This window comes from Euzebyales bacterium (assembly GCA_036374135.1).
Classification (GTDB): Bacteria; Actinomycetota; Nitriliruptoria; order Euzebyales; family JAHELV01; genus JAHELV01.
This window is the reverse complement of sequence record DASUUK010000004.1, coordinates 1-25,582: the sequence shown is the minus strand read 5'-3', so window position 1 is coordinate 25,582 and position 25,582 is coordinate 1. Positions and strand designations below refer to the sequence as shown.

The 25,582-nt window shown below is 70.1% G+C and carries 24 protein-coding genes; 21 read left to right on the top strand and 3 right to left on the bottom strand.

Annotated features, from left to right (window positions below; genetic code table 11):
- The first annotated feature begins 1 nt into the window (after position 1).
- The 4 genes from VFZ70_00760 to VFZ70_00745 all read left to right on the top strand — a co-directional run bounded on the left by VFZ70_00760 (position 2) and on the right by VFZ70_00745 (position 4,310).
- Positions 2-1,108 carry an acyltransferase family protein gene (locus tag VFZ70_00760; GenBank protein ID HEX6254316.1) on the top strand — a complete coding sequence of 369 codons (1,107 nt, stop codon included), beginning with the start codon at positions 2-4 and terminating at the stop codon, positions 1,106-1,108.
- A gap of 177 nt (positions 1,109-1,285) precedes the next feature.
- The gene (locus tag VFZ70_00755) at positions 1,286-1,534 is read left to right on the top strand and encodes a hypothetical protein (GenBank protein HEX6254315.1); all 249 of its coding nucleotides are present in this window, start codon (positions 1,286-1,288) and stop codon (positions 1,532-1,534) included.
- A 335-nt stretch (positions 1,535-1,869) separates the two neighbouring features.
- Positions 1,870-3,510: a thiamine pyrophosphate-binding protein gene (locus VFZ70_00750; GenBank protein HEX6254314.1), complete on the top strand. Its 1,641-nt coding sequence runs from the start codon at positions 1,870-1,872 to the stop codon at positions 3,508-3,510.
- A 26-nt stretch (positions 3,511-3,536) separates the two neighbouring features.
- The gene (locus VFZ70_00745) at positions 3,537-4,310 is read left to right on the top strand and encodes a cyclase family protein (GenBank protein ID HEX6254313.1); all 774 of its coding nucleotides are present in this window, start codon (positions 3,537-3,539) and stop codon (positions 4,308-4,310) included.
- 289 nt (positions 4,311-4,599) lie between these two features.
- Here VFZ70_00745 and VFZ70_00740 read toward each other — a convergent pair whose 3' ends face one another.
- Together VFZ70_00740 and VFZ70_00735 are read right to left on the bottom strand one after the other, a co-directional pair.
- A complete protein-coding gene (locus VFZ70_00740) occupies positions 4,600-8,424 on the bottom strand; it encodes an adenylate/guanylate cyclase domain-containing protein (GenBank protein ID HEX6254312.1) in 3,825 nt (1,274 codons plus the stop codon).
- A gap of 21 nt (positions 8,425-8,445) precedes the next feature.
- Complete coding sequence (locus VFZ70_00735; protein ID HEX6254311.1) at positions 8,446-9,819, bottom strand: hypothetical protein; 1,374 nt, start codon at positions 9,817-9,819, stop codon at positions 8,446-8,448.
- Between the two features lie 249 nt (positions 9,820-10,068).
- On the opposite strand from VFZ70_00735, the gene VFZ70_00730 reads away from it, so the two are divergent.
- Positions 10,069-10,500, top strand: a complete 432-nt coding sequence (locus tag VFZ70_00730; protein ID HEX6254310.1) for a cyclic nucleotide-binding domain-containing protein — start codon at positions 10,069-10,071, stop codon at positions 10,498-10,500.
- Between the two features lie 128 nt (positions 10,501-10,628).
- Here the strand turns inward: VFZ70_00730 and VFZ70_00725 are convergent, their stop codons facing one another.
- Positions 10,629-10,937, bottom strand: a complete 309-nt coding sequence (locus tag VFZ70_00725) for a YbjQ family protein (GenBank protein ID HEX6254309.1) — start codon at positions 10,935-10,937, stop codon at positions 10,629-10,631.
- Between the two features lie 179 nt (positions 10,938-11,116).
- Between VFZ70_00725 and VFZ70_00720 the strand changes: the two genes are divergently transcribed.
- The 16 genes from VFZ70_00720 to VFZ70_00645 all read left to right on the top strand — a co-directional run bounded on the left by VFZ70_00720 (position 11,117) and on the right by VFZ70_00645 (position 25,582).
- A complete protein-coding gene (locus VFZ70_00720; protein ID HEX6254308.1) occupies positions 11,117-11,563 on the top strand; it encodes a hypothetical protein in 447 nt (148 codons plus the stop codon).
- Entirely contained in the window at positions 11,560-12,777 is a 1,218-nt protein-coding gene (locus VFZ70_00715; protein ID HEX6254307.1) for an AI-2E family transporter, read from the top strand. The genes VFZ70_00720 and VFZ70_00715 overlap by 4 nt, the downstream gene beginning before the upstream one ends.
- A 91-nt stretch (positions 12,778-12,868) precedes the next feature.
- Positions 12,869-13,255 (top strand): DUF6325 family protein, encoded by a 387-nt coding sequence (locus VFZ70_00710; GenBank protein HEX6254306.1) that lies wholly within the window; start codon positions 12,869-12,871, stop codon positions 13,253-13,255.
- 239 nt (positions 13,256-13,494) lie between these two features.
- The gene (locus VFZ70_00705) at positions 13,495-14,325 is read left to right on the top strand and encodes a putative protein N(5)-glutamine methyltransferase (GenBank protein HEX6254305.1); all 831 of its coding nucleotides are present in this window, start codon (positions 13,495-13,497) and stop codon (positions 14,323-14,325) included.
- Positions 14,326-14,719: 394 nt separating this feature from the next.
- Positions 14,720-14,866 carry a hypothetical protein gene (locus VFZ70_00700; protein ID HEX6254304.1) on the top strand — a complete coding sequence of 49 codons (147 nt, stop codon included), beginning with the start codon at positions 14,720-14,722 and terminating at the stop codon, positions 14,864-14,866.
- Between the two features lie 211 nt (positions 14,867-15,077).
- The gene (locus VFZ70_00695; GenBank protein ID HEX6254303.1) at positions 15,078-15,728 is read left to right on the top strand and encodes a phosphoribosyltransferase family protein; all 651 of its coding nucleotides are present in this window, start codon (positions 15,078-15,080) and stop codon (positions 15,726-15,728) included.
- A 140-nt stretch (positions 15,729-15,868) separates the two neighbouring features.
- Positions 15,869-17,035: an FAD-dependent oxidoreductase gene (locus VFZ70_00690; GenBank protein HEX6254302.1), complete on the top strand. Its 1,167-nt coding sequence runs from the start codon at positions 15,869-15,871 to the stop codon at positions 17,033-17,035.
- On the top strand, positions 17,032-17,790 hold the full coding sequence (locus tag VFZ70_00685; GenBank protein ID HEX6254301.1) for a 2Fe-2S iron-sulfur cluster-binding protein: 759 nt from the start codon (positions 17,032-17,034) through the stop codon (positions 17,788-17,790). The genes VFZ70_00690 and VFZ70_00685 overlap by 4 nt, the downstream gene beginning before the upstream one ends.
- Positions 17,791-17,792: 2 nt before the next feature.
- A complete protein-coding gene (locus VFZ70_00680; protein HEX6254300.1) occupies positions 17,793-18,194 on the top strand; it encodes a hypothetical protein in 402 nt (133 codons plus the stop codon).
- A 1-nt stretch (position 18,195) separates the two neighbouring features.
- Complete coding sequence (locus VFZ70_00675; protein HEX6254299.1) at positions 18,196-18,582, top strand: hypothetical protein; 387 nt, start codon at positions 18,196-18,198, stop codon at positions 18,580-18,582.
- Between the two features lie 184 nt (positions 18,583-18,766).
- Complete coding sequence (locus VFZ70_00670; protein HEX6254298.1) at positions 18,767-19,051, top strand: dsRBD fold-containing protein; 285 nt, start codon at positions 18,767-18,769, stop codon at positions 19,049-19,051.
- A 356-nt stretch (positions 19,052-19,407) separates the two neighbouring features.
- The gene (locus VFZ70_00665) at positions 19,408-21,774 is read left to right on the top strand and encodes a M14 family zinc carboxypeptidase (GenBank protein HEX6254297.1); all 2,367 of its coding nucleotides are present in this window, start codon (positions 19,408-19,410) and stop codon (positions 21,772-21,774) included.
- A gap of 71 nt (positions 21,775-21,845) precedes the next feature.
- The gene (locus VFZ70_00660; protein HEX6254296.1) at positions 21,846-22,481 is read left to right on the top strand and encodes an HAD-IA family hydrolase; all 636 of its coding nucleotides are present in this window, start codon (positions 21,846-21,848) and stop codon (positions 22,479-22,481) included.
- Between the two features lie 307 nt (positions 22,482-22,788).
- Positions 22,789-23,676: a basic amino acid ABC transporter substrate-binding protein gene (locus VFZ70_00655; protein HEX6254295.1), complete on the top strand. Its 888-nt coding sequence runs from the start codon at positions 22,789-22,791 to the stop codon at positions 23,674-23,676.
- 62 nt (positions 23,677-23,738) lie between these two features.
- Positions 23,739-24,845, top strand: a complete 1,107-nt coding sequence (locus VFZ70_00650) for an amino acid ABC transporter permease (GenBank protein ID HEX6254294.1) — start codon at positions 23,739-23,741, stop codon at positions 24,843-24,845.
- A complete protein-coding gene (locus VFZ70_00645) occupies positions 24,842-25,582 on the top strand; it encodes an amino acid ABC transporter ATP-binding protein (GenBank protein ID HEX6254293.1) in 741 nt (246 codons plus the stop codon). Before VFZ70_00650 ends, VFZ70_00645 begins: the two co-directional genes overlap by 4 nt.

Below are 25,582 nucleotides of genomic sequence, written 5' to 3'. Positions count from 1 at the left end.
GTTGACCGTCACACTGGGTGTCGTGGAGCAGGTGCACGCACCGACGACCGTGTCACGGCCCGTGCGCACGCGGATCCGTGGTCTCGACGTGGCGCGGGCGCTCGCCATCATCGGCATGGTCATGATCCACGTCGGGCCGGCGCGCACCTCCGGCGGGGGTCTCGCAGGCGCGGCGTACCGCGCCGCACACGGTCGCGCCGCGATCGTGTTCATCGTGCTGGCCGGTATCGGCGTGTCGCTGCTGGTCGGGGCCCGCGACGATGCACACCTCGCCGCCGCCCGCGAGCGCCTGGCGTGGCGCGCACTCGTCCTGCTGCCCGCCGGCATCGCCCTGCAGAGCCTCGACGTCAACGTCGCGGTGATCCTGCAGTACTACGCCGCGTACTTCGTGGTCGCCGCGCTCGCCATCACGCTGAGCGATCGGGCGCTGCTGGTCGTGGCCGGGGTGGCGGCGACGATCGGGCCGGTGCTGCTTCTCGTTGTGGAGCGGTCCACACCCGAACTGTTCCAACCCGGCGTGCCGCAGTGGTTCGCCGTCGACCGCATCGTCCGCGACGTGCTCGTCACCGGCTACTACCCGGTGCTGGTGTGGACCGCACCGCTGCTGGCGGGCATGTGGATCGGTCGCCGCGATCTACGGTCGCCGACGGTCGTGCGGACGATGACCGCGGCGGGCGCAGTCGTAGCGGCGCTCGGCCTCGTGCTGTCGGACGCACTGGTCGCAGCGGTCGGTCCGGCTGCGACCGACGGCGACTGGCGCAACCTGTACGTCGTCGAACCACACAACGAGATGCCGTTGTGGCTGCTGACCGCGACCGGCATCGCGATCGCCGCGATCGGTCTGTGCCTGCTGCTCGCACGGACGGCGCCGCGCGCGACGTGGCCGCTGGCCGCGCTCGGTCAGCTGGCGCTGACCGTCTACATCGCCCATCTGCTGGTGCTCGAGCTGTGGCCGGCGACCCTGCTGCGCGACACGTTCGTCACGGCGTGGTTGTCGGTCGCACGGTTCACGGTGGTGGCGCTGGTCGCCGCCACGGCCTACCGGGCCGTGGCGTCCCGCGGCCCCTTCGAGCTGCTGCTGCGGCCGCCCACGTCCCTGACACGCTGAGGGGCCGCGGGAGCGGTCGTGGGTACACCCGAGCCTGCACCTGGCACTGCGGATCGCCGAGCACACTTCGAGGCCCGGGTGCTGCCAACCACAGAGGGCGATCCCGAATCTCGATGCGACACGGTTGTGTGGCGCCGGCGTGGAGATCCTTCTCCCAGGACCACATCGAAGGATCCCATGTTCTTCATCCTCGGCATCCGGAGCCGCACCACGACCGTCGCCCGCGGCCGGTTCCGCTGCCCGAACGAGAGCACGGAGCGCCGGTTCGACCACCTGCGCGCGCGCCGCTGGTTCACCGTGTTCTTCCTCCCAGTCATCCCGCTGGGAACGCACGGCGAGTGGGTGCGTTGCAGTGGCTGCGGCGCCCGGTACGGACCGGACGTCGTCGTCCGCCACCGCGCCGCAGGACGCGCGGCCCGCGGCTGACACCGGCCGGGATCAGCCTGCGGCGATCGAGTCTCGCGGCACCGGTGGACAGTGCTCGCACCGCAGCTGGGATCCCTCGCGCCGGAGACCCCGTCGATCTCGTCGAGCAACCGGTCCACCCTGCGGGCCACTGCGTTCATGCTGGTCCACCTGGCGCGCCTCTGCCGGTTCCACCGGCTCACGGTCGCCCTGCCGCGCGGCGTCCGGCCCGGCGCCCCGCAGCGTCCGGCCCGGTACGGCGCAGCGTCGGCGCTGCGATGCGGCCGCCCCGGCGGACCGCGGATGCTAGGGTCCCTGCGGCGCGGCCGGACGTGGCGCCGGACGAAAGGCGCAGCATGCGGGTGGCCGAGGCGGTGGGACAGGCACTCGCGGACCTGGGCGTCGCGCACGCGTTCGGCGTCATCGGCAGCGGGAACTTCGCCGTGGTCAACGCGCTGCATGCCGCGGGCACCCGGTTCGTCCACGCGCGGCACGAGTGCGCCGCGGTGTGCATGGCCGACGGGTACGCACGGGTCTCGGGACGTGTCGGCATCGCGACGTGCCACCAGGGACCCGGCCTGACCAACGCGCTGACCGGGTTCACCGAGGCGGCCAAGGCGAGGACCCCGTTGCTGCTGCTCGCGGCCGACACGTCGGCCGGCGCCGTGCGCTCGAACTTCCGCATCGATCAGGCTGCGGCGGTCCGGGCATGCGGTGGGGTCGCCGAACGGGTCCACGGGCCCGACACCGCCCTGGCGGACGTCGCGCGGGCGTGGCGGACGGCAGCGCAGCAGCGCCGGGCCGTGGCGCTGATGCTGCCACTGGACACCCAGGCCGCCGACGCCACATCCGCAGGCCCACCACCGCAGCCCGTCGTGCCGACACCCGCGCCCACGTCGGATGTCGTCGCCCAAGTCGTCGACGTGCTCGCCGCCGCGGAGCGGCCGGCGATCATCGGCGGGCGGGGCGCGGTCATGGCCGGTGCGGGCCCGGCGCTGCGCCGACTGGGCGCGCGGATCGGCGCCGTGCTGTCGACATCGGCCAACGGCAACGGGCTGTTCGCCGGCGACGATCACGCGCTGGGCATCAGCGGCGGCTTCGCGTCACCGGTTGCAGCGGACCTGCTGGCGTCCGCCGACGTCGTGCTGGCATTCGGTGCCACGCTGAACATGTGGACGACCAGGCACGGCACCCTCGTCGCCGACACCGCGCGCGTCGTGCAGGTCGATCTGGATGCCTCGGCACTCGGCACGCACCACCGGGTCGACATCGCCATCGCGGCCGACGCCGCCACGACCGCGGAGGCGCTGCTCGCCGAGGTCGAGCGTCGCGGACTCGCCCGCGAGGGACTGCGGGATCCGGCGACCACGCGGCGCATCGCGTCCGGTGCGTGGAGGCACGTGGACTACGCCGACGGATCCACCGCTGACACGATCGATCCCCGCACGCTGTCGATCGCGCTGGACGACCTATTGCCGTCGGAACGGACGATCGCCATCGACAGCGGGCACTTCATGGGGTGGCCGGCCATGTACCTGGCCGTGCCCGACGCCGACGGCTTCGTGTTCAACCAGGCGTACCAGTCGATCGGTCTCGGTCTGGGCGCCGCGATCGGCGCAGCCGTCGCCCGCCCCGACCGCCTCGCCGTCGCCGCGCTGGGTGACGGCGGCGCGATGATGTCGCTCGGCGAGTTCGAGACCGCCGCCGGCCTGGACGAGCCCCTGCTGGTCGTCGTCTACAACGACGCGGCCTACGGCGCGGAGGTCCACCACTTCGGACCGATGGGCCATCCCGTCGATCTGGTCCGGTTCCCCGCGCCCGACCTGGCCGCCTACGGCCGTGCCGCCGGCGGTCGCGGCATCGTCGTCCGGTCGACACACGACCTGGAGCAGCTACGCGGATGGCTCGACGACCCCCGCGGCCTGTGCGTGGTGGACGCGCGCGTGACACCGACCGTGGTCGCGGAGTGGCTCGAGGAGGCGTTCCGCGCACACTGATACGACCACACGACGAGGAGGAGCACGTGCCCGTCCTGGACGATCTGCTGGTAGCGCTGCGCTCGGGCGCGGTCGAGGTCATCGACCTCACCGCGCCACTGCGCGCCGAAACCCCGATCCTGCGGCTGCCCGAGCCGTTCACGAACACGCCGGGGTTCTCACTCACGGAGCTGAGCCGTTACGACGACCGCGGCCCGGCGTGGTACTGGAACGCCATCCATACGGGAGAGCACGTCGGCACGCACTTCGACGCACCCGTGCACTGGGTCACCGGCCGGGACGGTATCGACGTCTCGCAGGTGCCCCCGGCAGAGCTCGTGGCCGCGGCCGTCGTGCTCGACATGACGGCGCAGGTCGCAGATGATCCCGACTTCGTGCTCGAGGTCGACCACGTCCGTGCGTGGACCAACCAGCACGGCGGCCTGCCCGACGGTGGCTGGCTGCTGTACCGCACCGGCTGGGACGCGCGGTCCGCGGATCAGGAGGCGTTCCTGAACACCGACGAGGACGGCTCGCACACGCCCGGCCTGTCGCCCGAGTGCGCCCGCTGGCTGGCCGAGGACACCCCGATCATCGGCATCGGCGTCGAGACCGTCGGAACCGACGCCGGGAGTGCGGTCGGGTTCGAACCACCGTTCCCGTGCCATGCGTTCTTCCTGGGCAACGGCAAGTACGGGCTGACCCAGTTGCAGAACCTCGCGCAGTTGCCCGCACGCGGCGCGGTCGTCATCGCGCCGCCGCTGCCGATCGTGAAGGGCTCGGGCAGTCCGGTTCGCGTGCTGGCGCTGGTGCAGCGCTGAACCTGGCCGGCCTGTGAACGACGTGCAGGCGGGCGAGGAGCGGACGACAGCCCGTATGCTGCCGCCTCTCCGGCGCACATCCAGGCGTTCGTGGCAAGGGGCCCTTCAAGCTGAGGCTCCGCTTCCCTCGGACCGAACCGGTCCAGTTCCGGTACCTGCTCGACGACACCCGTTGGGAGAACGACGAAGCCGCCGACGTCTACTGGCCGGACACGCCGGGACCCGACAACAGCGTGGTCTTCACCTCCTGACCACCACCGCCTGCCGCTGCGCGCCGCACGGCGCCGGATCACGTCTCGGTGATCGCAGCGGTCGAGCGCGGATCGAGGCCGGCGATCGGATCCTGCCCAGCACGCAGGAGCCGACCGATACCGTCGGCACGACGCACGCCCGCCAGGTTGCCCTTCGCCACGTAGCGGTTCCGCGCCTGCTCCGACGCGTCCACCGCGTGCGCCGACTCGCCCGTCAGGTGCAGTGCCTCGGCGAGGTCCAGCCACGCATCGCCCTGACCGGACGGGTCGTCAGTGGCCTCGATCAGCCGCACCGCCTCACGCAGCAACGCGACGCCTGTCGCAGCGTCGCCGCGCCTGGCCGTCAGCTTGCCGTCGACGCACCCCGCGACGATCTGCACGGCGAGATCATCGGGCGCCGCGAGCTCACGACTGAACGCGATCAGGTCGTCGGCCTCGTCGAACCGCTCCTGGCGATACACGGCCTCGGCCAGCAACGCCGCGGTCAGCGCGATGAAGTTGTGCTCACCCATACGCTGCAGCGCCTCGTAGTCCCTGCGCAGTTCGACCTCGGCGCGGGCAGGCTGATCCGCGAGCAACTCGATCGGTCCGGTGCTGAGTGACACCAGCGCCGCCTGGGTGTCAGCGCCGAGCTCGTCAAGCGTGTGGCGCGCCTCGATGCAGGCCTCGCGGGCGTTGTCGAAGTCAAGCGCCATGGCCGTGAGCAGCGCGAGATCGACCCGCGTCATCGCCGCGCTCCGGCGGTCCGACGCGACACGCTCCAGGATGTCGCGGCACACCTGAGTCGCCTCCGAGACCGGCATCGGGCCCTTCTGTGCGAGGAAGGCCAGCGCCCGCAGCGTGCTGCGCTCGAGGATCGTGTTGCCGGCACGACGCGCGTACTCGATGAGCTGGTTGGCGGCGTGCTGCGCGGCCGCCCAACGGCATGCGGCGACGTCCACGTTGAACCGCAGCTGCCAGGCACGACTGAGTGCGTCGGGGTCCGCGGATGCGGTCAGGCGGTCCAGCGCCTCGTCGACCTGGCTGGCGACCTGCTCGGCGTCGGTCGTGTGTCCCGTCAGGTACTCCAGCCGTGACCTCGCCATGGTCGCCGCCTCGACCGCCGCGCCGTTGCCCGCTTCGCGCGCGGCCTTCGCGGAGTCGTCGAACGCGGTCATCGCCCGGTCGAACCACCCGGCCTCGTCGAGCGCGCCGCCGGCGAGCAACAGGATCCGCGGCCTCGCGGCGTGCCCGTCCGGGAGCAGATCGGCCGCACGCAGCAGCAACGCGGCCGCCGCGGGCATGTCACCGCGCGCCAGCGCGCGCTCGCCGGCGTCGCCCAACCGGCCGGACGCGTCGACGCCGAGCGCCTCGACGCGCGGATCGACCCGGCCCAGCTCGCGCCAGTAGTGGTACGCCTGTTCCAGGTGGTAGCCCAGGATCTCCTGGAGCTCGGTCGCGCGGTCGCGGGTCTCCTCGCGCGCGTCGAGCCAGCGCACGAAGCGCTCGTGGAGGATCGCCCTCGACTCCTTGAGCAGCGTGTTGTACGTCGCGTCGCGGATCAGCTGATGCTGGAACCGGAACGCGGCGTCGAACTCGTCGACCAACTCCACGAGCTCACGGTCCGTCAGCCGTGCCAGCTGATCGGGGACGAACGGCCGCACGTCGCGCTCGACGAGCGCGACGACGGCTTCCTGCCGGAACTCGTTGCCGATCACCGACGATGGCTCGATGACGTGGCGCTCGCGCTCCGGCAGACGGTCCAGCCGGGCCGCCAGCAGCGCCTCGATGCTGGCCGGCACCTCGAGCGTCGACAGATCACCGCCGGCACGCCACCGCCCATCGACGTACTGCAGACGACCGTCGTCGATCAACATCGACAGGAACTGCTCGAGGAACAGCGGGTTGCCGCCCGCCGCGCCCGCGATCAGCTCGACGACCTCGTGATCGATCTGCGCCTCTCCGAGGAGCAGCAGCAGGAAGCGCTCGCAGAGCTCGGCGCTGAACGGCGCGAGGACCACAGACGGCGCGTCGCCGATGAACTCGCGGTGCTGTTCGAGGGCGAGGGGTCGTGCCGAGGACAGCAGCATCACGGGGCCGCGAACTGTTGATGCGAGGCGATCGACGATCTCGATGAACGTCGGTTCCGCCCAGTGGATGTCGTCGAGGACCAGCACGACCGGTCCCCTGCTGCTGTGGCGCTCGACGAGCGCACGCATCGCCCAGCCCAGCTCCGCCACCGCATAGGGGGTGTCGGTCAGTCCGGCGATGGACTCGACACGCGCGAGGACCTCCGGATCGTCGCCCACCAGCTCGGCCAGCCGCCGGCGAGCCACGTCGGCCGCGTCGTCGTCGGTGATGCCGGTGGCGGCGTGCACCATCTCCAGGAACGCCCAGAACGTGATGCCCTCGCCGTAGGCGAGGCAGCGACCCGAGAGCACCCGCGCCGTACGTTCCGCCTCGGTCAGGAACTCGTGGATCAGCCGGCTCTTGCCGACGCCCGCCTCGCCGATGACGGTCACCCGTCGAGCCTGCTGCCCGCGGATCGTGGCTCGTAGCAGGCGTCGCAACGCGGCGAGGTCGTCGTCGCGCCCGACCAGCGGAAGCGTGTGCGCACGGCCGATGCGACCACTGTCGACCTCGACGAGCCGGTGGGCGCGCACCGGCTCGCTCTTGCCCTTCAGCTCCAGCGCCGGCATCGGCTCGGTCACGGCACTGTCGCGGACGAGGCGCCGTGTCAGCGGGCCGATGACGACGTCGCCGGCTGCGGCCGCCTGTTCCAGTCGGGCGGCGACGTTGACCGCGTCGCCGGTGACGAGGCGCTGCGCCTCGATCGCATCACCGGCGACCACCGTGCCGGTGTTGACGCCGATGGGCTGGACGAGCGTCACGCCGAACCGGTCGCCGAGCTCCACGTTCAGATCGACGAGCGCGGCCTGCATGTCACGCGCCGCGCGCACCGCCCGCTGCGCGTCGTCCTCGTGGCGCACCGGTAGCCCGAACACCGCCATCATGGCATCGCCGATGAACTTCTCGACCGTGGCGCCGTGGCGTTCGAGGATCGGACGCATGACGGTGTCGTACCGGGCCATCGTGACCCGCACCGTCTCCGCGGACGGTGGACCGTCGTCGCTCTCCAGCCGCGGGTCGGCGAACAGGATGGTCACCATCCGGCGGGACTCACGCACGACGTCGCTCGCCGCGAGGGTGGCACCGCACATCTCGCACCAGCGCGCATCGTGATCGTTGGCGGACCCGCACACGTCACACAGTCGCGCAGGGCCGGCGGGGCGTTCTGGACCGACGTCCTCACGCGGCGCGGTGACGCTGACGACCTGCCAGGCGTCCACCGTTGCGTGCCCTCCGCGCCCCGACACGGGCCCCATCTGTGCGGTCGTCACGGCGGCACCGGTGAGGTGGCGCGTCGTGTCGTCGATCAGCACCTCCATGACGGGTGCGGCGGCTTCGAGCACCTCGGCCCTCGCCAGCACCTCGCCGGCGAGGACGTCGTGATCGGCGTGCCAGTCGTCGAGCGACACCTCGGGAAGCCCGCCCGACGCGACGCCGGTGCGATTGGCCAGACGCACGCCCCACGTCGCGTCGAACCGGTCGTTGAGCCACGTCAGCGCCGCCTGCGCCTCGGTGGCCGCGCGTACGGCACGCCGAGCCGCTCGGCCGGGGTCGTCCGCACCATCGAAGACCGTGACGAGCGCATCACCGATGATCTTGGCGATCACACCGCCGTGGGACTCGTAGACGATGCCCATCTCATCGAAGTAGCGGCGCAGCACCGCACGCAGCGTCTCCGAGTCGAGGCGCTCGGCCAGGGCCGTCGAGCCCTTCAGGTCACAGACGACGATCGTGACCCGCCGACCACTGTCCACGCGGCGACGTCTCCTTCGGCCCTAGTGACGCATCCAGGGATCGCGGTTGTCGGTCGCGATCTCGATCGTGACCGTCGACGTGGGGTTGTCGAACGACCGGTGGCGCACGCACGGCCGTACCGGTGCCCGGTTCGAGCAGTCGGGGAGTTCACCGACGTTGAGGTCCACCACGCTGCCGTCGGGCTTGGTGACACCCCGCACCGTCGACTGCTCGCCGTTGTCCGTCTTGAACGGATAGGGCGCGGCCCAGCAGATCTCGTACGCGTTGGCCGGGTGCTGCGCGTTCATGACCTCGTACACGACGGTGCCAAGGCGCTCGCTGAACACACCCGACAGGAAGAACTGCCCGGCCAGTGAGCTCGCGGATGAGTTCTCGCACGTGAACCCCGGAGCGTCGAACGCGCCCAGGCTGGCCGCCAGGGTCTGCTGTGTCGCACCCGCGCCGAACGTGACGGAGATCACCTGGTTCTGCCGCCTCGCCACGGCCGCTTCCGCGCACGGCTGGTTGGGCGGGCAGTCCACGGCATCATCCACGATGTCGAACGCGGTGCTGGTGACGGTCGCGTCGGTACCGCCGCCATCGAAGTCGGCGGAGGCGACGAACGCATAATCGAACGCGCTGGGTGCGAGGGTCGGGCCCGGCTCGAAGCTGGCGAATCCGGCCACGGCCTCGACCGAGGTGGTGCCGCCCAGCACGATGTCGTCGGCGGGCACGTCCGGGTTCTGCGCCGTCAGGTCGACGGTCGCCGTCGAGTGGGTCGCTCGCTCCCGGTCCGCGGACGCGTCGAGGATGTCAACGGTGATCGGATCGCCCTGGTCGTCATACGGGGCGCTGGTGATGGTCATCTCGCGCTCGGCGTCGGCAGGCTGGTCGACGAACTCCAACGAGCACGTGCCGTCGATCGATGCAGTGAGACCAGGGTTCTCCCAGAAGAAGTCGTTGCCCGTGCCGAGATAGGTGTTGCTCTGCTTCGCCGTGGCCTCGAACTCCTCGGAGTCCCCCTCCGTGCACCGCTGGACGTCGACCGTGACCAGGAACGTGAAGCTCTCATCCGGATCAACCGGCGCGAGTCCCAGCCCGCGCAGTTCGATGGTCTGCGGGTCCGACGCGGAGATCTCAACCGACGGATCCCCTTCCTCGTCGGTGACGCCGAGAAGGTCGAATGGGCTCGGCGCCGTCACATTCGCCGACCCCAGGCTCTGGTTCGTCGACGTGTTGGTGATCGTGATCTCCAGCGTCGCGTTGGCATCACCCGCAGGGACCCCGGAGACATCCAGCCGGAACGTCTTGTTCTCCGCCACCTGCCCCTGCACCGGTGTCATCGTCACCGCGAGTAGTGCCGCGACGGCGATGCTGATCATCAGCGCGGTGTGCATCCTGCTGCGTACGGCCATGGTCGTACCCCTCAGTGTCTCCCGCCAGGATGCCCGCCCGGATCGCCGGGCACCATCGCTGCTGAGCGTAGTGGTCGATTCGGTTCGTGGGAAGACCTCCGGCCTCTGGCAACGACCGCCTGGCGTTGCCGATGCGCTACGCTGCGACGCGCTGGCGCCAAGGCGTGCGCGACGCAGGTGTCGCGCACGGCGCGTGACCGGCGCAGGCGGGTGAGGATCCGCCCGCCCAGTGCGAAGGAGGGCCCTGACATGCTGCAGAGACGACGCGAGGAGAAGGTCGCGTGGCTACGGAGGGTTCCGCTGTTCTCGAACCTGTCCACGGGGCAACTCGAGGCCCTCACACCGCTCGTCGAGGAGGTCGAGACGACCCCCGGCCAGGTGCTCATCCACCAGGGCGAATACGGCCAGGAACTGGTGATCATCGTCGAGGGCGCGGTCGAGGCCGCGCGTGACGGCGAGCACCTGCGCGACCTCGGTCCGGGCGACGTGGTCGGCGAGATCGCGCTGCTCGACGGCGGCCTCCGCACCGCAACCATCACTGTCCGTGAGCCGACGACGGTCTTGATCATCAGCAAGCGAGCGTTCGACACGGTCCTGGACCAGGTACCGGGGCTGCCGCACGAACTGCTGCGCGCCATGGCCAGGCGACTGCGCGACGCCACCGAGGGCACCACGGCCTGACCCACGCCGATGCCCCCGACACCGCCCGACGCCACGTCGTAGGCGCACCTGGCGCACGGACGGCGTCAGGCACGCGACCCGCCGCCGTCAGCGAAGCCACCGACGCGCCGGCCGTCAACGCATGCGCGTCAGCCCAGTCGGACCGCCGTCCCCGACGCGCTGACCATGAGCATGTTGGCGCCGACCGTCTCGTAATCGATGTCGACGCCAAGGACCGCTTCGGCGCCGAGATCGGCCGCCTGGCGTTCCATCTCGTCGATCACCGACGCCACGCCCGAGCTCAGCTCGTTCTCGTATGACTTCGAGCGGCCACCGAAGATGTTGCGGACGCCCGCCGCGACGTCCTTGAACGCATTGACGCCCATCACGGACTGGGCACACACCACGCCGAGGTACTCCGTGACCTCGCGGCCGGACACCGATGGCGTCGTCGTCACGATCACAGCGTCTCCCATCGATCGATTCCCGGGCGTCGCCCCTCCGGCGCCGCAACGTGCGGCGGGACGTGACACCGTCACGCGCCGCTTCGGGCCACTGTGCGCAGATCCTCTCGTGGTCGTCAACGGTGCTGCATGGCGTGACACCCCCCCGGACGCTGGTTGTTGGATGTTGTTGCGTGCGCTACGCGCCGATGGAGGGCGAGCGCTACCACATGACCGCGGAGTCGATGCTGCCCCACGTCGACGAGAACACGATCGGCGTCGTGGCGATCCTCGGCTCCACGATCGGCAGCTACGAACCCGTCGCGGAGATCGTCCGCGCCGCCCGCGCCACCCGGCGAGCGCGGGCTCAGGCAGCGGGTTCAGCGCGCGGGGCGGCGCAGCGTGCGAGCTCACCCGCGACCTCCATCAGGCCGACGAGCATCAGCAGGGGCCCGCGCCCTTGGCTGACCCGGCGGCCGGGCGTAGCCTGGCGCCGAGCCCTCTGCCCGAGAGGACGACGCATGGCGTTCGAGCCGTCATCGAGTTTGGTGAGCATCGCCGGGCTCGACGCCGACAAGGAGGGTCTCATCAGGATCACCTTCGGACCGGAAACGCCCCCGACCGCCCAGGCGGCCCGATGACGCGGAGTGAACCGGTGGACGACCGGGACGTCCGGCGGCCTGCGACGCCAGCCGTGCCCGCCGACGATGTGCCGCCCCCCGTGTCGCAGATCATGCGGGTGGAGATCGGTGGACGCACGGTGTGGCAGGTGATCGGCGCGATCCTGCTGACGCTGGTGCTGGTGCGGGCGGCGAGCGCCGCAAGTGGACTGTTGACGATGGTCGGGTTGTCGTTCTTCTTCAGCCTGGCGTTGGATCCCGCGGTGCGGCGGCTGGTGGCGCGATTCGGATGGCGGCGCGGTGCGGCAGTGGGCGTGATCTACCTGGCGGGCGTCGCGTTCGTCGCGTTCATGGTGTACGTCCTGGTTCCCGCGATCGGGGAGCTCGCGAACCGCATCGCCGCGAACGGCGACGAGTGGATCGCACAGCTCAACGCGTTCGCCCAGGAGAACTTCGGGTTCCCGATCGACGAGGCCATCGGCGAACAGGTCGTGGGCGCCGGCGAGGAGACCGACCAGTTCGCGGCGGAAGCGTTCGGGCGCCTGGCGGGGATCGCCTCGAGCGGGATCACCCTGGTGTTCAACCTCGCGACGATCGCGATGTTCACGTTCTACTTCACTGCCAACGCGCGTGGCGTCCAGCGGGCCGTCCTGCGGTTGTTCTCCCCGAGGGCACAGCGGCGGATCGGGTGGACCTGGGACACGGCGATCGAACAGACCGGCGGCTACTTCTACTCGCGGGTCATCCTGATGGGGATCAACGGCGTCGGGTTCCTGCTGACGATGGTCATCGTGGGCATGCCCGTGTCGTTGGCGTTGCCCCTGGCCGTGTTCGCTGGATTCGTTTCGGTGTTCATCCCTGCGATCGGGACCTACCTCGGGTCAGCCATCCCCATCCTGCTCACGCTGGCGGTGCAGGGCCTGGTCGCGGCGTTGGCCGTGCTCGGTTACGCATTGGTGTACCAGCAGTTGGAGAACTACTGGCTGAGCCCACGCATCAGTGCGGGGACCATGTCACTCAACGGCGGGGTCGCGTTCGGCGCGGCGCTGGCGGGCGGCGCGATCGCCGGCCCGATCGGCGCCTTCGTGGCGCTTCCGGTCGCCGCGTTGATCTCCGCGGTGATCTCCAACTACGCCGCGAGCTACGAAGTCGTCTACCACTCCCCCCGCGACGACGTCGGCGACGCGAGCGGTGGACAGGCCCCGGTCGCGCAGTCGACCGCACCTGACGAATGATCGCAGGGGCACAGCCGACCGACACAGGAGAGAAACATGCCCGATGCTGACGTCCACGGCCCGATCGACTTCGTACTCATAGAGTTCCCGGGTGACCGGCTCACCGGCGCGGCCGCGGGCGGCGATACTGGATCTCGTCGAGCAGGGCATCGTGGCGCTCTACGACCTGTTGGTGGTCCGCAAGGAGGACGACGGCACCTTCACCGGCATCGATGTCAGTGAGCTGTCGGCTGACGCGCTGGGTGGGTTCACCGCCTTCAGCGGCGCCCGCTCAGGACTGCTCGGAGACGACGACCTCGCACAGGCGGCCGACGCGATGACGCCGGGCACGGTCGCCGCACTGCTCGTGTACGAGAACGCGTGGGCCAGGCCGTTCGTCGCTGCGGCCCGCAAGGCGGGTGGTCAACTGGTGGCGAGCGCGCGGATCCCCGCGCCGGACGTCATGGATGCGCTCGATGCGCTCGAAGCGGACGAATGAGGAGGATCATCGTGCCTGGACTTCTTCGAGGCATGGCCCGCACGGCGGTGGTGGCCGGGACTGCGACAGCGGTCAGCGGTCGTGTCGCACGACGACAGGCGGAGCGGTTCGCCGCCCAGAAGGCGCGCATCCTCGGAGGCTGAGCCCGGCGGTCGCTGCCCGCCGTCGCGCGGCCGCACTCCTCTGACGACCACGACCGGCGGGGCGGGATCTGATGGTTCCGCCGTTACGCTGGCGGCATGCGACCGGATGCGGCGGTGCCGTCGAGGGACATCTGGCCAGACGACGTCGTCAACCGACTCCGGGCGTCAGGCTGTGTGCACGCCGAAGATGAGGCACGCCTGTTGCGCGACACGGCGACGACACCGGTGGAGCTCGCGACGATGGTCGATCGTCGGGTGGACGGCCTGCCGCTGGAGCACGTCCTCGGTTGGGCCGAGTTCTACGGACTGCGCATCGAGGTCGATCCCGGCGTGTTCGTCCCACGGCGCCGGACCGAGCTCATGGTGCACGTGGCGGGCGAGTTGACGAACCAGTCCGCCGTCGTGGTCGACCTGTGCTGTGGCACCGGTGCCATCGGCGCCGCCGTCGCGGCGATCATCGGGGCCGTTGAGCTGCACGCGGTCGACATCGCCCCCGTCGCGTGCGCGGGCGCACGCCGCAACGTCGCGCCCGCCGGTGGTCGGGTGTACGTCGGCGACCTGTACGCGCCGCTGCCCCGACCGCTCCGGGGCCGGGTGGACCTGCTCGTGGTCAACGCCCCCTACGTCCCGACCGAAGAGCTGCGGTTGCTGCCACGGGAGGCGCGACTGCACGAGGCGCGCGTGGCTCTGGACGGCGGCCGGGACGGACTGGACATCCAGCGGCGGGTCGTCGCTGACGCGCCGATGTGGCTCGCACCCGGCGGGCACGTGCTGATCGAGGCCAGCAGGCGCCAGTCGCAGGCGACGACAGGCATGCTCCGCCGGGCCGGCATGAGCGCGGTGCCACGCCGTTCCGCCGAACTGGAGTCGACCGTTGTCGTGGGGTCCCACCGCCCACTGGGTGTACCGGCGACCGCGCGGACCTGACCACGGTTGCCATCCGGGCGATCCCGTTCTCCTCGGCTCCGTCGAGCGGCCGTAGGACGCCATGCGCCGGTTACACTGCCCGGCAGGAAGTTGGCCGGGCGACGATGCCCCGCCGCGCACCGACCACGAACCGGCGCGGCTCGTCACGCCGGATCGCCGTGCGGAACGGCGGGCAGGCCGCCGCGGGTGCGAGGGCGGCGCGGGCTCTTCAGGTCAGAAGATGACCACGGTGAGGTGGTACGGGCCGACCTGCGGGCTCGGACACGCCGCGCAGTGGAGTGGCCCACCCGGTGATCGGTTCGCCGGCGTTGAGCGGCTACGGTGCCTCCCGTGGTGTGCCGCCTCCATCGCGTCGGTCGCTGCGCTGTGGACCTCCGACATGTGATGGCGCACGATGAGTCGAGCGACCGCGTCGGCCCTGCCGGGCGGGTACGTGGGGTTGGATGACGCACGGCGCCTCCGCCAGGAGGTCGACCGGGTGCGCACGGGCCTCGCCGAGCTCGGCGTCGGTGCGAGCGACGTCCCGCCCGAGCGCCGATGAGCGCGGTCTGCAGACGCGACACCTCTCGCTGGAACGCGGACGCTCCGATCGGTGCTCGGTCGACTCCACCCTGTGCTCCGTCACGCGGTGGGGTCAGGGACCTCCGACAGGCCGGATCGAGTCGATCGGCCCCGCGCGTCGACAGCAGCCGCCGCGACGCTGGACGGCGGGCGGGTGTGATCGCTCGTTCCCTGGGTGACAGGAGGCACAGATGCGCTTCGTCAACCGTCAGGACGCAGGGCGCCGACTGGCGTACCACTTGACAATGGAGCGGCTCGACGACGTCATCGTGATCGGCCTGCCCCGCGGCGGCATGCCTGTGGCGACCGAGGTCGCGACACGGTTGGGTGCGCCGCTGGACGTCGTCGTCGCACGAAGACTCGCCTACCCGAAGGATCCCACACTCGGCATGGGAGCGATCGCGGAGGGTGGCATGCGCCTCATCGACGGGGACCTGGTCGCCCGCCTCGACATCACACCGGCCCAACTCGAGGGCGTCGTGGCCGACGAGGAGACGGAGTTGCACCGCCGAGTCCGTCTCTATCGCGGGACGAAGCCACCGCTGTCGGTCGACGGCCGCACGACGATCCTGGTCGATGACGGCGTCGCGACCGGGCGAATCGCGCACGCGGGGATCGAGGTGCTGCGGCGTCGCGGCGCCGCACACGTGGTGCTGGCCGTGCCGGTCGGGCCCGCCGAAACCGTGCGCAGGCTCGGTGGCGACGCCGACGACGTCGTGTGCCTGCACACACCGCGGTCGTTCACCTCGATCCGCCAGTGGTACACCCACTTCCCGGCGGTGCACGACGACGAGGTGGCGACGCTGCTCGCGACGCACGGGACCGTCGCCGGCACCGGCTGAGCGTGCGTCGCCGATCGGCCAGCGGTCGACCAGCCTTCCCCGCGACCTAGCCGAGCGGACGGCGCAACCAGGGACTTCCGGCCTGGGTCGATCCACCCGCACCGGGTCTACTCGGCAGTGGTCGACGAGGGAACGGCCACATGGGTCGTGCACGGGTCATCGTGATCGGCGCGGGATCGACAGGCGCCGCGACGGCGCACGACCTCGCGCTGCGCGGACTCGACGTCATCGTGGTCGAACGCGGCGAGGTCGCGTCGGGCACGACCGGACGCAACCACTGTCTGCTGCACTCCGGTGGCCGCTACTGCGTCACCGACGAGGAGGCCGGCATCGAGTGCATCGACGAGAACCTGACCCTACGTCGGATCATGCCGGACCTGTTGGAGCTCAACGACGGGCTGTTCGTCGCGACGAACGAGGACGACCTGGCGTACCGCGACACGTTCCTGGAGGCGTGCGCGCGGTCCCACATCCCGGCCCGTGAGCTGACGCCGGCACGCGCACGGCGCATCGAGCCGTTCCTGACCCCCGACGTGCTCACTGCCGTCCAAGTGCCCGACGGTGTCTTCGAGCCCTACCGCCTCTGCCTGGCGTTCCTTGCGACCGCGCAGGCCAGCGGCGCCGAGGTCCGGACGTTCACCGAGGTCGTCGACCTCGCCAGCGACAACGGCGTCGTCAGCGGCGTGACGGTCGTCGACAGGCTCACGGGCGACGTCGACACCATCCGAGCGGACCTCGTGGTCAACGCGGGTGGACCGTGGGCGGAGCGCCTCGCGTCGATGGCCGAGGTCGACGTGCCGGTCAGTCCGACGCCCGGCGTGATGGTGACGGTGGACCGCCGGCTCAACAACATGGTCATCAACCGCCTCAACACACCGTCCGACGGTGACATCGTGGTGCCGCAACGCACCACATCGATCATCGGAACGACGTCGTGGACCGTCGACGACCCCGACCACATCCCGATCCCGGGTGACCACGTGACGCGGATGCGCGAGCGCGGCCGCGACCTGCTCCCACGGATCGCCGATGCGCGGGTCCGCGGCGTCATGGCCGTGGCCCGCCCGCTGATCAGCAAGCCGGGGGTCGACGCCCGGTTGGTCAGCCGCACGTTCGAGTGCTTCGACCACGAGGCGGACGGCATGGACGGCTTCGTCACGATCTCCGGCGGCAAGACGACCACCGCGCGGGCCATGGCCGAGAAGGTCTCCGACATCGTGTGCGGCAAGCTCGGCCTCGCCGCGCCCTGTCGGACCGCCGAGGTGCCCCTGACGTCATACCGGCGCTTCCATGCGAGGACGACATGACCGTCGCCGCAACCCTCGAGATCCTCCGCTGCAGCCCGGGCGGTGCCGATCGTCGGCTCGAACGCTTCGACGTCACCGTCCATGACGGCGCGACCGTGCTCGACGCGATCGAGGCGGTGTGGGCACACCACGACCGCACGCTGACGTTCCGCCACGCGTGCCACCATGCCTCGTGCGGATCCTGTGGCGTCCGCGTGAACGGTGTCGAGGTCCTGCCCTGCGTCACCGATCTCGACGATGCGATGCGCGAGCGCACACCCGTGCGTGTCGAACCATTGCGCAACCTCCCACTCGCCGGCGACCTGGTGGTCGACGTCGCCGCGTTCTTCGAGCGCATGCAGGCCTCGGACATGACGATCACGCGCACCGCCGAGGACGGGCTGCCGACACCGGCGCAGCGCGAGGTGCTGGACACCGCGGCCGTCGAGGTCGCCGACGGACTGACACGGTTCAACCGATTCGAGAACTGCATCGAATGCGGGATCTGCATCAGCGCGTGTCCGACGATGGCCACCGATGACCGGTTCCGGGGCCCCGCGATGCTGGCGGCCCTCGGTCGCGCGCAGGAGGAGTCGAGTGACCCGGGCCAACGCGACCACCTGCTGGACCTGGCTGACGGTGAGCACGGGGTGTGGCGTTGCCACGGCGCCTGGGAGTGCACCGCACGCTGCCCCCAGCAGGTCGATCCTGCGGAGTCGATCATGCAGCAGCGTCGCGACCTGCTGCGGCGCCGGCTACGCCGACGCGGGCGGTGAGGATGATGTCAGCCGGCGCACCATCGGGTCGCACACGGGCCGGTTCAGCCGCGCGGTGGCTGGACGTCCGTCACCGCGGGACGGGCACGTGGGCGTACGTGGCGAACCGCGTGACCGGCCTCGGCCTGGTCGCCTACCTGTACGTCCACCTCGCCGTGCTGAGCCTGCTCGCGCGGGGCGCCGGTTCGTACGACCGCTTCGTCGACGTCATGCGGTCACCACTGTTCCTGGCACTCGACCTCGTGCTGATCGCCGGCTGGCTGGTCCACGCGCTCAACGGTCTGCGCCTGACCATCGTCGGCCTCGGGTTCGGCGTGCGGGCGCAGCGCGCGATGCTGCTCGCCGTCGGGATCGGCACCGTCGTTGCGGTCGTGGTGGCCGGCGCGCTGCTGTTCGGAGGGTGACGTGAGGACCGACACCGCTCGACGTGTGACCGACCCGGGGTTCGCCGCCGGGGAGCGGCCCAGCTGGGCATGGGTGTGGCAGGCTGGGACGGGCGTCGCCCTGCTGGTTCTGCTGACGGTGCACATGGTCGCCCACCACTTCGTCGTCGAGGACGGGCTGCGCTCGTACGCCGAAGTCGTCGAGTACCTGCGGTCACCGGTGATCCTGGTCACCGAGCACCTGTTCCTGGCCACGGTCACCCTGCACGCCATGCTCGGCGTGCGGGCGGTGATCCTCGACCTGGGCCTGTCCCCACGTGGCGAGCGGCGGACGACCCGCTGGCTGGCGGCTCTCGGCGTCGCCACCGTCGGGTACGGCGTGTGGCTGCTGTGGGCCGTAGCGCTGTGAGGCGCGACGCGGCACAGGCGTCACACCTTCACGGCGACGACGCGGGCCACGCGCGACCCACAGCCCGTGACGTCGGTGTCGACACGACGCCCGCCGGACCACGCGCGCCGGGACGTTGGGCTCTGCTCGGCGACGTCGGACCATGTGAGAATGCCGGTTGGACGTCACCTGCTCGGAGGACGCGATGGACACCATCAAGCACTGGACCGTCGACATACACCTCACCGAGCACGACGCCGAAGGTGTGGTCCGCACACACGCGGAGGCTCGACTGCGGGCTCGGGACGACATGGATCTGCGGGGCCGTGGTGAGGCGCGCAAGCACCCGGACGACCCCGATGTGCCCGAGATCGGCGACGAACTGGCCGCCTCCCGCGCGTTGTCGGCGCTCGCCCACGCGCTGCTCGAGGCCGCCGCCGACGACATCGAGCGGGCCACCGGTGAACCCGTGAGGCGGCTCGACGCCTGACTCGCCAGACGGTGTGCCCGATGCTCAGGCGATCGTCGTGGTCCAGCAGCTGCGCCATGGGCGATCAACAGCCCACCAGCCAGGAGCCGGATCGACGCCCACGACGTGTGCCCACCACTCGCCGAGCACGCACCGGGCACGAACTGGTCGGCCACGGGAACACCAGCACCTCGACGTCGCCGCCGAGCACGGTCACACCTCCCACCGCCCGCAGGCCGGCGGTCTTGACAATCGATCCCGCGGGTGACAAGTATCCGGGGCGTGTGAGCGTCGTCACCCCGCGAAGGTCGTGATCAGCTCTTCCATCCCTTGAGCGGTGCGCACCCGGACCGCCGCTTCCTCGAAAGGACAGGCACATGGGTCGATGGTCACGTCGTCTGACCGCCGTCATGGTGGTCGCACTCGTGCTAGGGATGCTCGTCGCCTCGGGACCGGTCGCCGCGGACCCCGGAGGCCCGTGGTGGGACGTGGAGCCCGAAGAGGAGAACCCCTCGCCGTTCTACGACTCGATCCTCTACTCCGAGATCGGACCGAAGCTGCGGGAGATCGAGACGTCGAGCAACCGCGTCCACGTCGAGGTGGCCGGTCAGTCCGCCGGCGGACGTGACCTGTACCTGGCGGTGGTGTCGGCACCCGAGGCGATGGGCCGCCTTGGCCGGTACAAGGCGATCAGCAACATGATGCTGAAGGACCCCGAGCGGGCCCAGCAGATGATCGCCGAACTCGGTGACTACAAGGTCCCGCTCTTCATCAACGGCAGCATCCACGGTAACGAGTACCCGGGCACCGATGCCGCGATCCGCCTGATCGAGACGCTGGCGTACGGCGATTCGCCGGAGGTCCAGGCGGTCCTCGACAACGTCATCCTGATCGTCAACGTGGTGCAGAACCCGGACGGTCGGGTGCTCGGCATCCGCCAGAACGTCAACGGCTTCGACCTCAACCGTGACTTCCTGTCGCAGACCCAGCCCGAGGCACGCGCCACGGTCGAGATCCTGACCGAGTGGAACCCGCTGATCACGCTCGACCTCCACGGGTTCGTCAACCCGATGCTGATCGAGCCGACCACGCCGCCGCACAACACCAACTACGAGTATGACCTGTACCTGCGGTGGGCGTTGCACCAGGCGTACGCCATGGAGGACTCGCTGTTCGACCGGCTCGGCCTGCCGGCGCAGATCCCATACCGCGACTTTGCCGACGGCTGGGACGACTGGGGTGGCCAGTACGTGCCGATGTACGCGATGTACCACGGGTCGTACGGGCACACGCTCGAAACGCCGAGCCGCGCCGAGCTGGGCGTCGACGCTCACGAGGCGGCCGTCTGGGGCGCGCTGAACTTCGTCGTCGAGAACAAGGATGCGATGCTGCACGACCAGGTCGAGATCTTCCGTCGTGGTGCGCTCGACCTGCCCCAGATGCCGATCCCCGACGAGCTTCTCGACGAGACCCAGTTCAACCAGTACAACGAGCTGGTCGTCCAGGAGTTTCCGACCGCGCACGTCATCCCTGTCGACGAGCCACTGCAGCAGAGCCCGCTGCAGGCCCAGCGCCTGGTCGACTTCCTGTTGTTCAACGACGTCGAGGTCGAGGCTGCCTCCCAGCCGTTCACCGTCGACGGGACGACCTACCCCGCCGGCACGTACGTGGTGTGGATGGACCAGGCGAAGCGCAGCCTGGCCAACACGTTCCTCGAGGACGGCAAGAACCTGTCCGACGTGGTCGGCATCACGTTCTACTCACCGCCGGCCGTGTGGAGCCATCCGCTGCTGTGGGGCGCCACCCGGACAGTCGTCGACAGCGACCTTGACGTCGCCACCCGCCCGGTCACCAAGGCGACCGCGGTCCACGGCGAGGTCTCCGGCAACCGCGCCACCGCCTACGCGTTCGAGCCGACCAGCCTGCAGGCGTTCCGCGCAGCCAACGAGCTGATCGCGGACGGTGTCGCAGTGCGCCGGGCGGCCGAGGTCTTCACGGACGGCGGCCACACGTTCGAGCCGGGCAGCTTCATCGTCCCGGGTGACCGTTCGCTGGTGAACGCGTTGGCCAGTCAGGACGGCCTGGATGTGTACGCGCTGGGGTCCGTGCCCGACAGCGTCGCCATGGAGGCCCAGAAGATCGCCGTGTTCGCCGACGAGGGCACACGCCACGCGCTCGACCAGCTGGGTTTCGAGTACGACACCGTCGGCACGGGAGACGTCAACAGCGGCGTGGTCGAGGACTACGACGTGTTCGTCAACTACAGCCGGTCGTGGGGCGGCCTGCAGCAGTCCGGCCGGGACTCGCTGGCCGCCTTCTTCGCCGCGGGTGGCGACTACGTGGGCCTGCGTAGCACCGGGATCGGCCTCGCGTTGGATGCGGGGATCCTCGATGCGGAGTTCGACAACGGCGACGGCAACGCCATCGTCGAGGTGGACTACACCGATAATGGTGCCGCCGGCGGGTACCCGGACGACGACGTGGCGTTCGTGTTCACTCCGGCGTGGTTCACCAGCCTCGGCCCCGACGTCGACGTGGCGGCCACGCTGGGCGCCGACGACTTCCTGATCTCGGGTTACTGGCCCGGCTGGGAGGTCAGCGGTGCGGCAGGCCGGCCGATCGTGGTCAGCGGCGACGCGGGTGACGCCGACGTCACGCTGATCGGTCTTGACGCGACGTTCCGCGGCCATCCGGAGAACGCCTTCCGTCTGCTCGGCAACGGCATCTTCGAGGGCCTCGACTGATCGACCCCGTCGCGGCCGGCGTCGTCCTCGACGGCGCCGGTCGTGGCATCTGCGCACGCCATCGGCCGAAGATGACAGCGACGAGCCCCAGCCGCCGCGCGGTACTGATCGACGTCGGTGGGGTCCTCATGCCGGACGATCTGACCGCTGCCGCGACATTCTGGGGCGGCCGCCTCGGAATACCTCCGCACGCCTTCCTCGCGGCGGTGTTCGCCGGCAGCGACGACCACGTTCTCATCGGCCGCACCAGCGAAGTGGCCTGGTGGCGCATCATCGCCGACCGGCTGCATGTCGGTGAGGACGTGGTTGCCGCGATCCGACACGACCTGACCGTCCGCCAGACATGGGACACCGATCTGCTGACCGGGCTGCGCCGCGTGCGTGACAGAGCGACGATCGCCATCGTCAGCAACGCATGGCCCGACATGCGAGAGAGCATCGCCGACGCCGGGTGGGATTTCGCTGACGCCATCATCCTGTCCTGCGACGTCGGATACGCCAAACCTGACGTCCGCATCTACGAGACCGCTCTGCATCGCATCGGTGTGGACGCCGGTGACGCCCTGTTCATCGACGACACACCTGGTCACGTCGAGACGGCACGTTCCCTGGGCATGACCGGACACATCCACACCCATACCGGTGAGACCCTCGATCGGATCGAGCACTTCGTCCAGTCACAGGGCCCGGGCGGGCCACCAACCTGACCAGAGCCTCAGGCCGGCGCGCTCCGATCCTCAACGCCGGGCGGTCCGTCCGTAGCGGTGCCCTACGTGGCGTTGTCGCCCACACCTCACCCTACCGACGGCGTCGCGGGAGGCCAGCCCCGGGCACCGACCCCAGCCGCCGGCATCTTCGGCGTGACGACCCGGCAGGGCCCTCAACCGGCACGGGAAGGTCAATGACGTAGGCCGAACGGCCCACACGCCGGGGGACCTCCGCTGTTGGGCGTGGCCACGCCGTCGGCGCAGACTTCGAGGCAACCCATTGCACGAGGACTTCGCGGGAGGCACGATGCGCCGACAACTTCTGATCGTCATCGCGGTGTTCACCGTCGCCTTGGCCGCATGCGGGGGGGACGCCGCCGAGACGGCGACGGAGACCGCGGACGGCGGTTCGGCGGCCGCGCAGGACTCCGAGGAGCCCGAGGTCCAGTTCGCCACCTTGGAGGAGGGCACGTTGACGGTGGGATCCGACATCCCGTTCCCGCCGTTCGAGTACGAGGAGGCGGGTGCGCTGACCGGCTTCGACGTCGACCTCATGGAGGAGATCGGCAGCCGCCTGGGTGTCGAGGTCAAGTGGGTCGACACGTCCTTCGACACGATCTTCACCCAACTCGCGGCGGGGCAGTTCGACATGGTCGCGTCGGCGACGACGATCACCGAGGAACGCGCCGCGACCGTCAACTTCACAGAGCCGTACTACCGGGCGCAGCAGGCACTCACGGTCAACAGCGAGCAGTCGCCGGACATTGCCTCGGTCGACGACCTCGGGCAGGGCGACTCCGTGGCGGTGCAGACGGGCACGACGGGTGAGAGCTGGGCCAACGAGAACCTCGGTCCGCAAGGTGTCCAGGTGCGGACGTTCCCCGAGGCGGGCGACACCTTCACCGCCGTCGAGGCCGGGCAGGTCACCGGCGTGATCTTCGACGAGCCGGCTGCGGTCGACGCGGCCCAGGGCCGGGAGGCGCTGGCCGTCGTCGACACCATCGACACCGGCGAGGAGTTCGGGTTCCCGGTCAATCCGGGGAACGAGCCACTGCTCGACGCGGCGAACCAGACGCTGTCGGCGATGTTCGGGGACGGGACGTACCAGCAGATCTACGAGCAGTACTTCCCGGAGGCTCCCGCCGGCAACGTTGTCGGCGGCGAGGAGACCGAGGCCACGGCCACGGAAGGGTAGGCGCCGAGTGGCGTGGCACGCGTGCGGTGCTCCCCCAGGGCGCTGCCGGCGAGGAGGGACGCATGACCGGGACCGCTGAGACCCTCGATCCACTCGCGACCGCCCAGAAGCGACCAGAGCGGACGCTGAGTGACTGGCTCGAGGACCAGACGAGGGTGTCGCTCACGGCCGGCGTGCTCGGCGCTGCCGCACTCTGCCTCGTGGTCATCGGCACACCGATCGTGATCACCGCGTTCGGCTGGGTGCCGTCCGCCCAGCTCGCCGAGGGGATCACCAGCACGGCGCAGGGCGTGCTGTTGTGGATATCGCTCGGCCTGGGCCTCATCGGGGCCGGGCTGGGCTGGGGCACCTATGGGCGCATGCCCAACAAAGCCGCGCGCGAGACAGCGGTCGGTGGTGCGGTGCTCGGAGCGCAGGCCGTCGTGCTCGACGTGGTGTTCCTGTGGGTGCGCACCGGCGAGGTCGACCTGCTCGTCCGGCAGTACTTCGAGCTCGGCCTGCTCGCCGACCAGGGGCCACGGTTCGTCCGAGCCGCGTTGAACACTCTCGTCCTGTCCCTCGCAGGCGAGACGATCGGCATCGTGCTCGGGCTGATCCTGGCCGTCTTCGTGCTGTCCCGCCGTCCGCTGGTACGTGCCCCCGCGCGGCTGTACATCAACTTCTTCCGCGGGACGCCGCTGATCTGGCAACTCAGCTTCGGCTGGCTGGGCATCGTGCTGGCGCTCGGCCTGGGCGTGGGTGCGTACCTGGCGGCCATGGTCATCCTCGGGCTCAACGCCGGCGCATACAGCGCGGAGATCTTCCGGGCGGGCATCGAATCGATCGACCGTGGCCAGTTCGAGGCCGCCCGCTCGTTGGGGATGAGCTACGGCAGGGCGCTGCGTCACGTCATCCTGCCCCAAGGTGTGCGCCGGGTGATCCCGCCGTTGACCAACGAGTTCGTGATCCTCATCAAGGACACGTCCCTGGTGTTCATCCTCGGGCTCACGTTCTCGCAGAAGGAGTTGCTGAGCACCGCGCGTGACCTGTATGCGGCATCGTTCAACGCGACGCCCTGGCTCGCCGCCGCTGCGGGCTATCTGGTGATCACGCTGCCGATGATCCGTGTGGTCCGCATGCTCGAAGAACGGCTGAACAGCGGCCTGACCGGCCTGGTGGGCGCGCAGTGAACGGGCAGGACCGGCTCCTGCGCGTCGAGCAGGTGCACAAGTGGTTCGGCGACCTCCACGTGCTGCGGGGCATCACGGTCGACGTCAGGCCCGGGGAGGTGATCGTCCTCATCGGGCCGTCGGGGTCGGGCAAGTCCACGCTGCTGCGGACGATGAACATGCTCGAGGAGCCCACGCTGGGCAAGGTCTGGTTCGACGGCCAGGATCTCACCGACGTCCGGTCGGACCTGAACAGGGTGCGCACCCGCATGGGCATGGTCTTCCAGCACTTCAACCTCTTCCCTCACATGACCGCCCTGGCCAACGTCACATTGGCACTCGATATCGTGCTGGGACTCGACGACGACGCGGCGCGGGAGCGGGCGCTCCTGCAGCTCGATGCGGTCGGCCTGGGCGACAAGGCCGACGCGTATCCGTCGCAGCTGTCCGGCGGGCAGCAGCAGCGTGTGGCGATCGCCCGGGCGCTGGCGATGGAGCCGAAGCTCATGCTCTTCGACGAGGTCACGTCGGCGCTCGACCCCGAGCTGATCAAGGGGGTCCTCGACGTCATGGCAGGGCTGGCCTCCGAGGGGATGACCATGGTGGTCGTCACCCACGAGATGGGGTTCGCGCGGGGAGTGGGCAGCCGCATGCTCTTCATGGACCAGGGCGTCGTGCTCGAGGAGGGCGAACCAACGCGGATGTTCGCCGATCCGCAGCATCCGAGGACCAAGGAGTTCTTCTCACAGATCCTCTGA

Bases quoted from the DNA above. Each gene is read 5' to 3' on its own strand.
- VFZ70_00755 (HEX6254315.1), top strand. From the start codon at position 1,286: ATGTTCTTCATCCTCGGCATCCGGAGCCGCACCACGACCGTCGCCCGC.
- VFZ70_00750 (HEX6254314.1), top strand. From the start codon at position 1,870: ATGCGGGTGGCCGAGGCGGTGGGACAGGCACTCGCGGACCTGGGCGTC.
- VFZ70_00735 (HEX6254311.1), bottom strand. From the start codon at position 9,819: ATGGCCGTACGCAGCAGGATGCACACCGCGCTGATGATCAGCATCGCC.
- VFZ70_00730 (HEX6254310.1), top strand. From the start codon at position 10,069: ATGCTGCAGAGACGACGCGAGGAGAAGGTCGCGTGGCTACGGAGGGTT.
- VFZ70_00715 (HEX6254307.1), top strand. From the start codon at position 11,560: ATGACGCGGAGTGAACCGGTGGACGACCGGGACGTCCGGCGGCCTGCG.
- VFZ70_00705 (HEX6254305.1), top strand. From the start codon at position 13,495: ATGCGACCGGATGCGGCGGTGCCGTCGAGGGACATCTGGCCAGACGAC.
- VFZ70_00700 (HEX6254304.1), top strand. From the start codon at position 14,720: ATGAGTCGAGCGACCGCGTCGGCCCTGCCGGGCGGGTACGTGGGGTTG.
- VFZ70_00695 (HEX6254303.1), top strand. From the start codon at position 15,078: ATGCGCTTCGTCAACCGTCAGGACGCAGGGCGCCGACTGGCGTACCAC.
- VFZ70_00690 (HEX6254302.1), top strand. From the start codon at position 15,869: ATGGGTCGTGCACGGGTCATCGTGATCGGCGCGGGATCGACAGGCGCC.
- VFZ70_00685 (HEX6254301.1), top strand. From the start codon at position 17,032: ATGACCGTCGCCGCAACCCTCGAGATCCTCCGCTGCAGCCCGGGCGGT.
- VFZ70_00680 (HEX6254300.1), top strand. From the start codon at position 17,793: ATGATGTCAGCCGGCGCACCATCGGGTCGCACACGGGCCGGTTCAGCC.
- VFZ70_00670 (HEX6254298.1), top strand. From the start codon at position 18,767: ATGGACACCATCAAGCACTGGACCGTCGACATACACCTCACCGAGCAC.
- VFZ70_00665 (HEX6254297.1), top strand. From the start codon at position 19,408: ATGGGTCGATGGTCACGTCGTCTGACCGCCGTCATGGTGGTCGCACTC.
- VFZ70_00660 (HEX6254296.1), top strand. From the start codon at position 21,846: ATGACAGCGACGAGCCCCAGCCGCCGCGCGGTACTGATCGACGTCGGT.
- VFZ70_00655 (HEX6254295.1), top strand. From the start codon at position 22,789: ATGCGCCGACAACTTCTGATCGTCATCGCGGTGTTCACCGTCGCCTTG.
- VFZ70_00650 (HEX6254294.1), top strand. From the start codon at position 23,739: ATGACCGGGACCGCTGAGACCCTCGATCCACTCGCGACCGCCCAGAAG.